The organism is Rhodovulum sp. DZ06 (assembly GCF_050586345.1).
GTDB lineage: Bacteria > Pseudomonadota > Alphaproteobacteria > Rhodobacterales > Rhodobacteraceae > JBOCEF01.
Map to the genome: position 1 here is coordinate 37878 of NZ_JBOCEF010000006.1, position 13077 is coordinate 50954.

General features: G+C 74.7%; 11 protein-coding genes. 2 read left to right on the plus strand and 9 right to left on the minus strand.

What is annotated here, in order from left to right; translation table 11 throughout:
* The first annotated feature begins 70 nt into the window (after window positions 1-70).
* Both panB and panC read left to right on the plus strand, forming a co-directional pair.
* Entirely contained in the window at window positions 71-910 is an 840-nt protein-coding gene (gene panB / locus ACQ5SO_RS04355; protein WP_430940359.1) for a 3-methyl-2-oxobutanoate hydroxymethyltransferase, read from the plus strand.
* Window positions 907-1812, plus strand: a complete 906-nt coding sequence (gene panC, locus ACQ5SO_RS04360; RefSeq protein WP_430940360.1) for a pantoate--beta-alanine ligase — start codon at window positions 907-909, stop codon at window positions 1810-1812. Before panB ends, panC begins: the two co-directional genes overlap by 4 nt.
* A 206-nt stretch (window positions 1813-2018) precedes the next feature.
* Here the strand turns inward: panC and ACQ5SO_RS04365 are convergent, their stop codons facing one another.
* The 9 genes from ACQ5SO_RS04365 to ACQ5SO_RS04405 form a co-directional block, all read right to left on the minus strand.
* Window positions 2019-3239, minus strand: coding sequence for an MFS transporter (locus tag ACQ5SO_RS04365; protein ID WP_430940361.1), 1221 nt, complete (start codon window positions 3237-3239; stop codon window positions 2019-2021).
* Between the two features lie 574 nt (window positions 3240-3813).
* Window positions 3814-5127 (minus strand): amidase family protein, encoded by a 1314-nt coding sequence (locus ACQ5SO_RS04370; RefSeq protein WP_430940362.1) that lies wholly within the window; start codon window positions 5125-5127, stop codon window positions 3814-3816.
* 152 nt (window positions 5128-5279) lie between these two features.
* A complete protein-coding gene (locus ACQ5SO_RS04375; RefSeq protein ID WP_430940363.1) occupies window positions 5280-6188 on the minus strand; it encodes a glycosyltransferase family 2 protein in 909 nt (302 codons plus the stop codon).
* A gap of 361 nt (window positions 6189-6549) precedes the next feature.
* Entirely contained in the window at window positions 6550-8166 is a 1617-nt protein-coding gene (locus ACQ5SO_RS04380) for an FGGY-family carbohydrate kinase (RefSeq protein WP_430940364.1), read from the minus strand.
* Entirely contained in the window at window positions 8163-8903 is a 741-nt protein-coding gene (locus ACQ5SO_RS04385) for an HAD family hydrolase (RefSeq protein ID WP_430940365.1), read from the minus strand. The genes ACQ5SO_RS04380 and ACQ5SO_RS04385 overlap by 4 nt, the downstream gene beginning before the upstream one ends.
* A gap of 5 nt (window positions 8904-8908) precedes the next feature.
* Window positions 8909-10399 carry a mannitol dehydrogenase family protein gene (locus ACQ5SO_RS04390; protein WP_430940366.1) on the minus strand — a complete coding sequence of 497 codons (1491 nt, stop codon included), beginning with the start codon at window positions 10397-10399 and terminating at the stop codon, window positions 8909-8911.
* 43 nt (window positions 10400-10442) lie between these two features.
* Complete coding sequence (locus ACQ5SO_RS04395; protein ID WP_430940367.1) at window positions 10443-11216, minus strand: L-iditol 2-dehydrogenase; 774 nt, start codon at window positions 11214-11216, stop codon at window positions 10443-10445.
* Window positions 11213-12223 carry an ABC transporter ATP-binding protein gene (locus ACQ5SO_RS04400; RefSeq protein ID WP_430940368.1) on the minus strand — a complete coding sequence of 337 codons (1011 nt, stop codon included), beginning with the start codon at window positions 12221-12223 and terminating at the stop codon, window positions 11213-11215. Before ACQ5SO_RS04400 ends, ACQ5SO_RS04395 begins: the two co-directional genes overlap by 4 nt.
* 13 nt (window positions 12224-12236) lie before the next feature.
* Window positions 12237-13067: a carbohydrate ABC transporter permease gene (locus tag ACQ5SO_RS04405; RefSeq protein ID WP_430940369.1), complete on the minus strand. Its 831-nt coding sequence runs from the start codon at window positions 13065-13067 to the stop codon at window positions 12237-12239.
* Window positions 13068-13077: the final 10 nt, after the last annotated feature.

Consider the following 13077-nt stretch of genomic DNA (forward strand, 5'->3'; position numbering starts at 1 on the left):
GCGCCCGTGACGGCGCGGCCGCGCGGGTTCCGACGATCGGCCCGACGCCCCGCAGTTACAGGAGCGCCGCATGAGCGCGACGCCGCAGACCTCCGCCCCCGCCCTGTCCCCGCCCGCCATCGCGGCGATGAAGGGGGGCGCCCCCATCGTGTGCCTGACCGCCTATGACGCGCCGACCGCGCGGATCGTGGATGCGCATTGCGACCTGGCGCTTGTCGGCGACAGCCTCGGGATGGTGGTGCATGGGATGGACAGCACCCTCGGGGTGACGCTGGAGATGATGATCCTGCATGGGCGCGCGGTCCGCCGCGGGCTGCGCCGCGCCTGCATGGTCGTCGACATGCCCTTCGGCACGTATGAGGAATCCCCCGCCCAGGCCTTCCGCAACGCCGCGAGGATCATGGCCGAGACGGGCGCCGCGGCGGTGAAGCTCGAGGGCGGGGTCGAGATGGCGGAGACGATCCGCTTCCTCACCTCCCGCTCGATCCCCGTGATGGCGCATGTGGGCCTGACGCCCCAGGCGGTGAACGTGTTCGGCGGCTACAAGGTGCAGGGCCGCGGCGACGCGCGCGCCCGGGTGATGGCGGATGCGCAGGCCGTGGCCGGGGCGGGCGCGTTCTCGGTGGTGCTGGAGAAGACGCCGCAGGGCCTGTCGGACGAGGTGACGGCGGCGGTTCCGATCCCCACCATCGGCATCGGCGCCTCGGCCGGTTGCGACGGGCAGATCCTGGTGACCGAGGACATGCTGGGCCTGTTCAACGATTTCCGCCCCAAGTTCGTGAAGCGCCAGGCGGAACTCGGGGCCGAGGCCGACCGCGCCGTCGCCGCCTATGCCGAGGAGGTCCGCGCCCGGAGCTTCCCGGGGCCGGAGCATGTTTTCGCCGACCAGCTGAAAGGCGCCGCGAAATGACCGCCGTCACCGCCTCCGCCGCCGAAGCCCGGGCAGCCGCCGATGCGGACGCCGCGATCCCGATCCAGCGCCGCAAGGCCGGGCTGCGCGCGCAGGTGGCGCAGTGGCGGCGCGAGGGCCTCTCGGTCGGCGTCGTCCCCACCATGGGCGCGCTGCACGAGGGGCACCTGTCGCTGGTCCGCGCCGCCCTCGCGGGTTGCGACCGGGTGATCGTGACCCTGTTCGTGAACCCCAAGCAGTTCAACGATCCCAAGGACCTGGAGAACTATCCGCGTACCGAGCGGGCCGATGCGGAGAAGCTCGCCCCCCTCGGCGCGCATGTCCTTTACGTGCCCGAGCCGGAGGAGATCTACCCCGACGGCTTCGCCACCACGGTCTCGGTCGAGGGCGTGTCGGGCGGGCTGTGCGGCGACGGGCGGCCGGGGCATTTCGACGGGGTCTGCACGGTGGTGAGCAAGCTGCTGCTGCAGACCGCCGCCGACCGGGCCTATTTCGGCGAGAAGGACTACCAGCAGCTGCAGGTCGTGACGCGGCTGGTGCGGGATCTCGACATCCCGGTCGAGATCGTTCCCTGCGCGACGGTGCGCGAGGCGGACGGGCTGGCGCTGTCCTCGCGCAACGTGCGGCTGACCGAGGGCGAGCGGGCGGCGGCGCCGGCGCTGAACGCCGCCATGCGCCACGCGGTCGAGGAGATGCGCGCGGGCGCCCCCGTGGCGGGCGCGCTGGCCGAGGCGCGGCGGCGGATCGTGGCGGCGGGCTTCCCGTCGGTCGAGTACCTGGAGCTGCGGGCCGCCGACGGGCTGGCGCCGATGACGGCGCTGGACCGCCCGGCGCGGCTGCTGGCGGCGGCGCCGCTGGGATCGGTGCGGTTGATCGACAACATCGCCGCCGACCCGGCCTGAAGCGCGGCGGCTGATCGGGGCGCGCGGCGGCGCAGCCGACGCTCCGGCGGCGAACGGGGGGCTTGCCCCCCTGAGCCGCCGGATCCCCCTGCGGCGCGTGCGGGCGGGCCCCCCGGGCGCGGCGGCGCCCAGACCAGGCGGTTGCGCGGCGGCGCCCAGACCAGACCGTTGCGCGGCGGCGCCCGGGGCGGGCGTTTCTCCGGGGGTCAGGCCGCGGGGGCCGGGCCCCGCGCGGGACGGCTGCGCCAGATCAGCAGCGCGACGATGCCCATGTTGACCCAGTTCCAGCCGATCCCGTGCAGGAACGCCGCCTGGTAGCTGCCCGTCAGGTCGAAGATCCAGCCCGAGGCCCAGCCCCCCGCCGCCATCCCCACCAGCGTCGCCGTCACCACGATCCCCACCTGCGTGCCGGCGTCCTTCGCGGGCAGCCGCTCGCGCACGATCACGGCATAGGCGGGCACGATCCCCCCCTGCGCCAGCCCGAAGGTCAGCGAGACCATGTAGAGCGGCGCCAGCGCGTCGAACGGGATGAACAGGATCAGCGCCAGCATCTGCAGGGTGGACCCGACCAGGAGCGTCGGCGCCCCCCCGAACCGGTCCGCCGCGAAGCCCGACAGGATCCGCGACGCGCAGCCCCCGAGCAGCATCAGCGACAGCATCTCGGCCCCCACCGCGGGGCCGTAGCCATAGTCCACGCACAGCGCCACGATATGCACCTGCGGCATCGCCATCGCCATGCAGCAGGCGAAACCGGCGATGCACAGCAGGGTGATCAGCGTGCGCGGGGGAAGGTCGGTGCGGGTGCGGGCGCGCTCGGCCGCGCGGCCCGTGGTGGCGGGCGCGGGCTCGGCCGGGGGCGCGCCGCGCATCGCCAGCGCCAGCAGCGGCAGCGCGATCACCGAGGCCGCCGCCAGCGCCAGGCACGCCGCCCGCCAGTCATGCGCGCCCATGATCGCCGCCAGGATCGGCGGCCACACCGCCCCCGCCAGGTAGTTGCCGCAGGCCGCCAGCGCGATCGCCAGCCCCCGGCGCAGGTTGAACCAGCGCGAGATGTCGGCGATCAGCGGCGCGAAGGTGCAGGCCGTGCCCAGCCCGATGAAGAACTGCGCCGCCGCCAGCATCGCCGCCGAGGGCGCCGCCCAGGCCGCCATGTAGGCCAGCCCCAGCAGGACCCCCGCCGCCCCCAGCGCCGCCGCGAAGCCCAGCCGGTCCACGGCCCGCCCGATCATCACCGAGCCGAGCCCGAACCCCGCCATGGTCAGCGTGTAGGGCATCGACGCCGCGGCGCGGTCGAGCGCGAACTCCGCCTCCACCCCCGGCATCAGCGTCACGATGGACCACATCCCGGCATTGCCCACCACCGAGGCGAGCATGCCGAGGCCGAGCCGGCGCCAGGCGGCGGGGCCGTCATGCGGAAGGATGGACATCGGGGCGGCTCCTGCGGCAGGGGAACGCCCGCCGGGCGGCGGGTCAGGAAACCTAAGCGCGCGGCCGGGCGGTCGGCAAGCGACGTGCGCGTCACGTTCATGTCACGGCGAATCGCCCATACAGGGGGTGCGCCGCGAGGCGAAGGGCCGTGTTGGGGTCGCTCGGGCCCCCGCGGCGACGAATTCCCGGACCCAGGTCCGACGATGCATGTCCCGGGACCGGCGCGCGGCGCCGCGCGTCCCGACCGCAGTTTCCGGCCCTTGTGGGGAGGGCCGGATGCGCGGCGCGCGGCAGCGACCCGACAGGGCGCCCCGCGACGCCGCGCCCGGTTCGCCCGCCGACAGGCAGGCGCGCCCGCCACGCCCGAAGGCTTCCCCGTAGTTCAAGGGCGTGGCGGGACCTGACCCGGGGCCTCCGGCGCGCCCCCCCTCCTTTCACCATCCCCGGAGAAGGCGCGCAGGCGATGGCCGCAGACGGCCCTCGGCTCCGCCCGCGCCGCCACCCGGCGCGTCCCGCGGCGCCCGTCTCAACCTCCCGCGCCGGGAGCCTTGCGCCGCGCCGGGTCGCGCCGGCTCAGCCCGCGTCCACCCCGGCCAGCCGCATCGCGGCGTCGAGCAGCGCCCGGTCCTGGCCGGGCCGCCCGATCAGCGACACGCCGCCCGCGGCGAGCGGCATCTGCACCTGCGGCGCCCCCGCCGCGCCGGCGATGGCCGACAGCGGCAGCGCGCCGCTGTAGAACGCCTCGAGCTGCGGGCGCTGCACGTCCCGCGGCAGCCGCGCCATCGGCGCGGTCGGCAGCAGCAGCGCCCGTCCCGGCGGGGTCATCAGCAGCAGCCAGCGCGTGGCCGCGCGCCGGAACGCGTTCCAGGCCTCGGCCACGCTGCGCTCCACCGCCATGGCGGCGGCGAGCCGCTGGGCGCTCGCCTCGCCCAGGGCGGGGCCCCGCCGCTCGACCTCCTTGCCCAGCCCATCGCACAGGTCCTGGGCCTGGGCGTAGGCGTAGAGGCGCAGGTGGTCCTTCCACGTGCCCGGGAAGGCCGCGACCGGCGCCCCGGTGATCCAGCCGCCGCAGCGCGCCTGCAGGTCCGCGGCGCAGTCCGCGTCGCAGAGCGCGGCCGCGTCCTCGGCCAGGCGGATATCCGTGATCCCGGTTCCCGGGCCGCGGGGCGTCGCGCCGGCGCCCGTGTCCGCGCCCGCGTCCGCGCCAAAAACCGCGCCGGAATCCGCGCCGGCATCCGCGCCGGGCCCGTCGACCGGCGCGTCGGCGGGCAGCAGCACGTCGCCGACGGCCCGCAGGACGCGCGGGTCCGCCGCCATCCACGCGGGGGCGTCCATGCTCGGGGCGAAGGGCAGGATTCCGTCCAGCGGCAGCCGCCCATGGGTCGGGCGGAAGGCCCAGAGCCCGCACAGCGCCGCGGGAATGCGCACCGAGCCGCCGGTGTCCACGCCCAGCGCGAACTCCACCAGCCCGGCGGCGGTCGCGGCGGCGGCGCCCGAGGCCGAGCCGCCGCACAGCGCCCCCTCGTCCCGCGGGTTGACCGGGGCGCCGTAATGGGGGTTCACGCCCTCGAGGCTGAAGCCCAGTTCATCGGTCACCGTCTTGCCGGCGACCGCGGCCCCGGCGGCGCGCAAGGCGGCGACGACCGCGGCGTCGCGGGCCGCGGTGCGCGACGTGTCCAGCCAGCCGGGATTGCCCGCGCCGGTGCGCGCGTCCTGCAGGTCGACCAGGTCCTGCACCGCGAAGCGCAGCCCCGAGAGCGGCCCCTCGGCGGTCGGCGCCCGCTCGGCCCGCGGCCCGGGCAGGAAGGCGCCCCACCTGTCGTCGCCGTCGGCGCCGCCCGCCTTGCGGGCGAGCGAGGGCAGGGCCTGTTCGGGCATGGGGTGCATGGTGCGCTCCGGCAAGACGGTGACGCGCGGGGCGATTCGCGCCCGCGCGGACTCAGCTTTCACGTGCATGGATAGCCCCTTCCGCGCTTAGGAAGTCCTAAGCGGGTGAAGAAGATGCGGCCGGGCGGCGCCGCGGCCCCGCCTGCGGGCGGTCAGGCGACCTGCGCCCGGGCGGTTTCGGCGGTGGCGAGGAAGCCCAGCGGGCTGCGCAGCAGGCCGAGCGCCGCGATCCCCAGCGCCGCCGCCGCGCCGCCGCCGCGCAGCGCCCTTGCGGCGAGGCCGCGGCGCAGCTGCGCCTCGGCGAAGGCCAGCGCCTCGGCGCCCGGGGCGACGCCCAGGATCCGCGCCGTCTCCACCGCCTCGCGCCAGCCGCGCAGCACGGCGCGCATCTGCGCCGGGCCCAGCGCGCCGCGCGCCGCGATCAGCGCCACCGCGCCGGGGGCCATGGCGGCCCGCTCGGCCCCGGCCAGGACCCGCACCGCCCACTCGATATCCGCGGCGGCGGCGAGGCGGGAATCGAAGCCGCCGATCCGCTGGAACGCCGCGCGGCGCAGGGCGATGTTCGAGGGCGCGCAGGCGGGCGCGCGGCGCAGCGCGTCGGTCACGCCGGGCAGGCCGCGGTCCCGGGCGCGCCGCTCGGCCTTCAGCGCGGCGGGGATCGGCGCGGCGGGATGGGCGGGGGTCTCGTCCGCGCGGACCGAGCCGAACACCACGTCCGGCGCGTCGGCCTCGGCGAAGCGGTCGGCGAGGCGGGCGAGCCGCTCGGGCGCCCAGCGGTCGGCGGCGTCGAGGAAGGCGATCACCTCGCCCCGCGCGGCCAGCGCCCCGGCGTTGCGCGCCAGCGCGGCGCCGCCGGGCGCGGTCCCCTCGGGGCGGATCCGGCGCACCCGCGGGTCGGTCCGCGCCACCCGGTCGATCACCTCTGCGGTGTCGTCCGAGGACCCGGCTTCCACGCAGATCGCTTCCCAGTCCGTCCAGGTCTGCGCGCGCAGCGAGGCGAGGGCGGCGGGAAGGATGTCGGCCGCGTCGCGGCAGGGGATGACGATGGTGAACAGGGGCATGGGACTCTCCAGGGCGGGATGGGCGGGGGCGGCCCGGCGTTGGAAAGACTTTTAAGGGAATTCTTCACGTTCCTCTTGGGCGGGAACGGGTGGGGAACGCGTGCAATGGCGGATCGGGGATATGCCGACGGATAGCGCGCCTGCCGCAAAGCAGGCGCCGGGGCGGCTGCGGCGGGGGGGTGGGCCGGGGCGGCGCCGGGGCGGGGTTAACGCCGCCGGGACGGGGGGAAACCGGCCGGGGGCGGGGTGAATCCGGTTAACAGGGGGCGGGGCCGCTGGGGGAATGCGCGGGCGCATCCGGCTGGCGCCGGTCGCTGCGCCGGGGGCGGTGCCAAGGCGTGCGGGGCCGGGCGCGGCGCCGTCAGAGCGCGGCGAGCTTCGCGCGCTGTTCGGCCAGGATCCGCTGGGCGGCCAGGTCCCGCGCCATCCGCGGCGCCCGTGCCGGGTCGGGCGACAGGGTCGGGCGCGGCCGCGCCGTCGCGCGCGCCGCCGCGGCCACGTCCGGCGCCGCGCCCGACGCCGCCATCGCCGACAGCGCCGCGCCGCGCAGCATCCCGCCGCAATGCCCGCCCAGCACCACCGGCAGCCCGGTCGCATCGGCGTAAAGCTGCGCCAGCAGCGGGCTGCGCCCGTGCCCGCCGCCAAGGATCAGCCGCTCGGGCCCGCGGCCCTGGGCGTCCATGTGCGCGATCACCTCGCGCACCCCCAGCGCCAGCCCCACCGCGCTGCGCCACCAAAGCCTGCAGGCGGCGTCGAAGCCGCGCTCCAGCGACAGGCCCGCCGCCGCGCCCAGCGCCGCCGGGTCGGGGCGGGGCGAGCGGACGCCGTTGAAATCGGGCAGCACGTGGATCTCGCCGCCGAACCCGTCGCCCTCCGCGGCCAGCAGCGCCTGCACCCGTGCGGCGACCTCGGCGTGAAGCCCCGGCGCCTGGGGATCGAGCCCCGAGAGGCGCAGCACGTGGTCGAGCAGCGCGCCCGAGGCGGACTGCCCGCCCTCGGCCGCGCTCCAGCCCGGCAGCACCACGCCGGGATAGGGCCCCCAGAGGCCGGGCGCGGGGAAGGCCGCGCGCGACAGGTGCATGATGCAGGAGGAGGTGCCCGCGATCAGCGCCGCGGCGCGGGGCAGCGCGTCCGCGGACAATTCGCCCAGCAGGCCGAGCGCGCCGCTGTAGGCGTCGACCTGGCCCGCGGCGACAGGGGCGCCGGGGGCGAGGCCGGTCTCCGCCGCCGCCTGCGCCGACAGCCGGCCGATGCAGGCGCCGACCGGGGCCGGGGCGCGGTCCGCGGCCCCGGGGGCGTCGCCGCCGGGCAGACCGCCTCGGCCGGGCAGGTCCGAGAGGTCCAGCGCCTCGAGCAGCGCGAGCGGCCAGCCGGTCTCCGGCGACCAGCCCCACTTGCAGGCCAGCGCGCAGGCGGCGCGGCGCAATTCGCCCGTCGCGCGCCAGGTCAGCAGGTCGGCGAGGTCGAAGATCCGCTCCGCCCGGGCCCAGGTCTCGGGGCGGCGGCGCTTCAGGTGCATCAGCTTGGGCAGCTGCATCTCGGGCGAGGCGACGCCCGCCGCCTCGGGGGCCGGGCCGCGCCCCTCGGCGTGAAGGCGGGCGGCGGCGGCCTGCGCCGCGTCGGCCTCGGCGCCCGCGCGGTGGTCGCACCAGGCGATGACGTCCCATGCGGGGTCGCCGTCCTCCCCGGCGCCGACCGGGGCGCCCGAGGCGTCGCGCAGCGCCAGCGAGCAGGTGGCGCAGAAGCCGAGCCCGGCGATGTCTTCGGGGGCGGCGCCCGCCTGGGCGCGGGCGTCGCGCAGGGCGGCGCAGATCGCGGCCCAGATGCCTTCGGAGGATTGCTCGGCCGCGCCGCCCGGGTCGCCGCGCATGGCGATGGGGCGCCCGGCATGGGCCAGCAGCGCGCCCGACGCGTCGAAGATCGCGGCCCGGGCGCTGCCGGTGCCGACATCGACGGCGGCGAACAGGCGGCCCGTCACGGCGCGTCGGTCCCGGGGGCGCCGGTCCCGGGGGCGCCCGGCCCGGGGCCCGGACCGAGGCCCAGGCCCAGCCCGCCGAGAAGGGCGGGGAGCCGCGCGTGGTCGTCATAGATCGCGTCGGGCGAGAGGGTCGCGGCGAGCTCGGCCAGCCGTCCCGGCCCGGCATGGCCGCCGCCGGTATAGGCCAGCGCGGCCATCCCCGCGGCCCGCGCGGCGCGCAGCCCCGCGGCGCTGTCCTCGACCACCACGCAGTCCTTCGGCGCCGCGCCCATCGCGCGCGCGGCGTGCAGGAACAGGTCCGGCGCGGGTTTCCCGTTCTCAACCATGGAGGAACTGTAGATCGCGTCGCCGAATTTCGCCAGCAGCCGGGTGGCGCCCAGCGACAGGCGCACACGCTCGGGTTGCGAGGAGGAGGCGACGCAGACCGCCGCCCCCGCCGCCTTCACCGCGTCCACCGCGGCGCCGATGCCGGGGCAGGGGGACAGCTCGGCCTCGAACCGCGCGAACAGGCGCAGCCGCATCCGCTCGAGGATCTCCCCGGTCAGGATCACGCCGTAGTCTTCGGCCAGGATCCGCGCCGTGGCGGCCGAGGACCGGCCGAGGAAGCGGGCATAGGCCTCCGCCGCGCCCATATCGCCGCCCGCCTCGCGGATCGCGGCGCAGAGCTCCTCGACCGCGAGGGGTTCGCTGTCGACCAGCACCCCGTCGCAATCGAAGATGACGAGCGGCCCGGCCACGGCCTTCAGGCCCCGCCGGAAAGGCCGCCGGAGAGGTAGCGGCGCAGCGTGGCCTCCACCCCCTCGGCCTTCAGCGCGGCATGGGCGGCGGCGAAGGCGGCGCGGAAGCGGTCGTCGCGCCCGGTCGCGCCATAGATGTCTTCCATCGCCAGCCACTCCATCGGGTCGTCCTCGGCCCGCGCGGCGGCGGCGGTCAGGCGATCCCAGCTCGGGTCATTGGGGGCGATGGCGGCGCCCGCCTCGTCCACGCCCAGACAATATCGCCGCCACAGCGCGCTTTCCAGCGCCAGCCCGGCCACCGGGCCGCCCGCCGCCAGCCGGTCGGCGACGGTGGGGATGATGAATTTCGGCTGCCGGTTGGACCCGTCGAGGCAGAGCCGCCGGACCTGGTCGGCGATCTTGGGGTTGGCGAAGCGGCGGCGGATGAGCTGGAGATAGGCGTTCTTGTCCTCGCCCTCGGGCGCGTCGAAGCTCGGGAGGACCTCCTCTTCCTCGACCTTGGTCAGGAAGGCGTCGATCAGCGGGTGCGCCATCGCTTCATGCGCGAACTCGATCCCGAGGAGGCCCGCGGGATAGGCGATGATCGCGTGGCCGCCGTTGAGCACGCGGATCTTCATGTTCTCATACGGGGTCACGTCGGGGACGAACTGCACCCCGACCTTCTCCAGCGCAGGGCGCCCGGCGGGGAAGTCGTCCTCGAGCACCCACTGGATGAAATCCTCGCAGAACACCGGGCTGGCGTCGGCGATGCCGAACTGATCGCGCAGCGCGGCGCGCTCGCGGTCGCCGGTGGCGGGGGTGATGCGGTCGACCATGCCGTTGGGGAAGGAGACCCCGGCCTCGATCCAGTCCGCCAGGTCGGCGTCCCAGCGGCGGGCCATCCCGGCGACGGCGGCGCGGGCGACCTTGCCGTTATGGGGAAGGTTGTCGCAGGACATCACGGTGAAGGGCGCGGTCCCGGCGGCGCGGCGGGCGCGCAGGCCCGCGGCGATCAGGCCGAACACCGATTCCGGGGCGTCCGGGCGCGCGGCGTCTGCCTCGATCAGCGGATGGGCCGGGTCGAAGGCGCCGGTGGCCGGGTCGATGCACCAGCCGCCCTCGGTCACCGTCAGCGACACGATGCGGATCGCGGGGTCCGAGAGCTGGGCGATGATCGCGGCCGCGTCCCCCACCGGCAGGAAGTCCACCATCGGGCCGATCACGCGGGCGTCCGCGCCCTCGGCCCACTGGCGCACCACGGTGGTGAGGTAGTTCTGCGCGGCCAGCGTCTCTCGCATCCGGGCGTCCGAGGGCAGCACCCCGGCGCCGACGAGGCCCCAGCCTTCGCCTTCGCCCGCCTCGATCAGGGCGTCGAGATAGACCGCCTGGTGGGCGCGGTGGAAATTGCCGACGCCGAAATGGACGATGCCGGGGGTCAGGGCGGCGCGGTCATAGCCGGGGCGGGCGACGCCCTCGGGCAGCTCGGACAGGGTCGCGGCGCTGAGCGTGATGGTCATGACAAGTCTCGCTTCGTCTTGCCGAGGGGGGAGGAGGGCCCCGTCAGCTCATCCACTGGCCGCCGTCGACGTTGTACGTCTGGGCGACGATGTATTCGGCCTCGGGGGAGGCGAGGAACACGGCCATGCCGGTCAGGTCCTCGGCCCGGCCCATGCGGCCGTAGGGGACGGCGGCGCCGACCTCGCGCTTCTTCTGGCCGGGGGCCTTGCCCTCGTATTTCGCGAAGAAGGCGTCGACGCCGTCCCAGTGCTCCCCGTCCACCACGCCGGGGGCGATGGCGTTCACGTTGATGCCGTGCTGGACCAGGTTCAGCGCGGCGGACTGGGTCAGCGAGATCACCGCGGCCTTGGTGGCGCAGTAGACGGCCACGAGGGGTTCCCCGCGCCGCCCGGCCTGCGAGGCCATGTTGATGATCCGCCCGCCGCCGCCGCGTTCGATCATGTGCTTCGCCACCGCCTGCAGGGTGAAGAGGGCGCCCGAGACGTTGACGGCGAAGACGCGGTCGTAATCCTCGCGGGTGATCTCCGTGATCGGGGCGGCGGTGAAGAGGGCGGCGTTGTTCACCAGGATGTCGATGCGCCCGAGGCGCTCGACCGTCTCGGCCACCGCGGCGTCGATGCTCTCCTGCCGCGTGACGTCGAGATGCACGGCGATGGCGGCGTCGCCGATCTCCGCCGCCGCGGCTTCGGCGCGCTTCAGGTCGATATCGGCGATGGCCACCCGCGCGCCCTCATCGACATAGGCCTGCGCGAACGCGAGGCCGATGCCGCGGGCCGCGCCGGTGATCAGCGCGCATTTGCCCGAGAGGCGGGTCACTGCGCCCCCCCGATGGACAGGCCCTGCGCGTCGAAGCGGTGGAGCTTGTCCTCCTGCGGGGTGAGGAACACGGTCGAGCCGTGCTTGACCGGGAATTCCCCGCCGACGCGCACGTTCATCGTGCCGATCCCCTCGACCTCCATGTGCACGAAGGTGTCGGAGCCGAGATGTTCCGCGACCGTCACCACCCCGCGCCACTTGCCGCCATCGGTGGAGGCGTCGAGATGCTCGGGGCGGATGCCGATCTCGGGCGCGCCGTATTCCGCCGCCGCCTCGCCCCCGATGAAGTTCATCTTCGGGGAGCCGATGAAGCCCGCGACGAACTTGTTGCGCGGGTTGCGATACAGGTCCAGCGGCGAGCCCACCTGCTCGATCACCCCGGCGCGCAGCACCACGATCTTGTCGGCCATGGTCATGGCCTCGACCTGGTCGTGGGTCACGTAGATCATCGTGGTGGCAAGCGACTGGTGCAGCTCGGAAATCTCGAGCCGCATGTTCACGCGCAGCGCGGCGTCGAGGTTCGACAGCGGCTCGTCGAACAGGAAGGCCGCGGGTTCGCGCACGATGGCCCGGCCGATGGCGACGCGCTGGCGCTGGCCGCCCGAAAGCTGGCCGGGACGGCGGTCGAGGTAATCGGTCAGGTTCAGCGATTTCGCCGCCGCCGAGACGCGCTTCTCGATCTCCGCCGGGTCCATCTTCGCCATCTTCAGCGGGAAGGCGATGTTCTTCTTGACGGACATGTGGGGGTAGAGCGCGTAGCTCTGGAACACCATGGCCAGCCCGCGCGCGGCGGGGGCGGCCTGGGTCGCGTCCGCGCCGTCGATCAGGATCTGGCCCGACGTGACGTCCTCGAGCCCCGCGATCAGCCGCAGCAGGGTGGACTTGCCGCAGCCCGAGGGGCCGACGAAGACCACGAACTCGCCGTCCTGGATCTCGAGGTCCAGCGGGGGAATGACCTCGGTCTCGCCAAAACGCTTGGTGACCTGGGAGAGGGTGATTGCGCCCATTGTCAGGGTCTCCTTACTTGACCGCGCCGAAGGTCAGGCCGCGCACGAGCTGCTTCTGGCTGAACCAGCCGAGGATCAGGATCGGGGCGATGGCCATGGTCGAGGCGGCCGAGAGCTTGGCGTAGAACAGGCCCTCGGGGGACGAATAGCTCGCGATGAACGCGGTCAGCGGGGCGGCCTTGGCGGCCGTGAGGTTCAGCGTCCAGAACGCCTCGTTCCAGGCGAGGATGACGTTCAGCAGCAGCGTCGACGCGATGCCGGGGATCGCCATGGGCGTCAGCACGTGGATGATCTCGTCCCGAAGCGTCGCGCCGTCCATGCGCGCGGCCTCGAGGATCTCGCCCGGGATCTCCTTGAAATAGGTGTAGAGCATCCAGACGATGATCGGCAGGTTGATCAGGGTCAGCACCAGGATCAGCCCGGCCACGGTGTCCAGCAGGCCCGCGTCGCGGAACAGCAGGTAGATCGGGATCAGCACGCCGACGGGCGGCAGCATCTTGGTGGACAGCATCCACATCAGCACGTCCTTGGTGCGCTTGCCGGGCACGAAGGCCATGGACCAGGCCGCCGGGATGGCGATCAAGAGGCCGATGAGGGTGGAGCCGACGGAGATCCAGACCGAGTTCATGAAGTGCCGGAAGTAATCCGAGCGGGTGTTCACCTCGGCGTAGTTCTCCAGCGTCCAGTCGAACCCGAGGAAGCTCGGGGGCGAGGCGATGGCCTCGGCCTCGGTCTTGAAGCTGGTCAGGATCGTCCACAGGATCGGGAAGAAGATCGCGATGGCGACGGTCCAGGCGGCGGCCGTGAAGACGGCCTTGCGGGCGGGGGTGACGGCGCGGGCCATGTGTGATCCT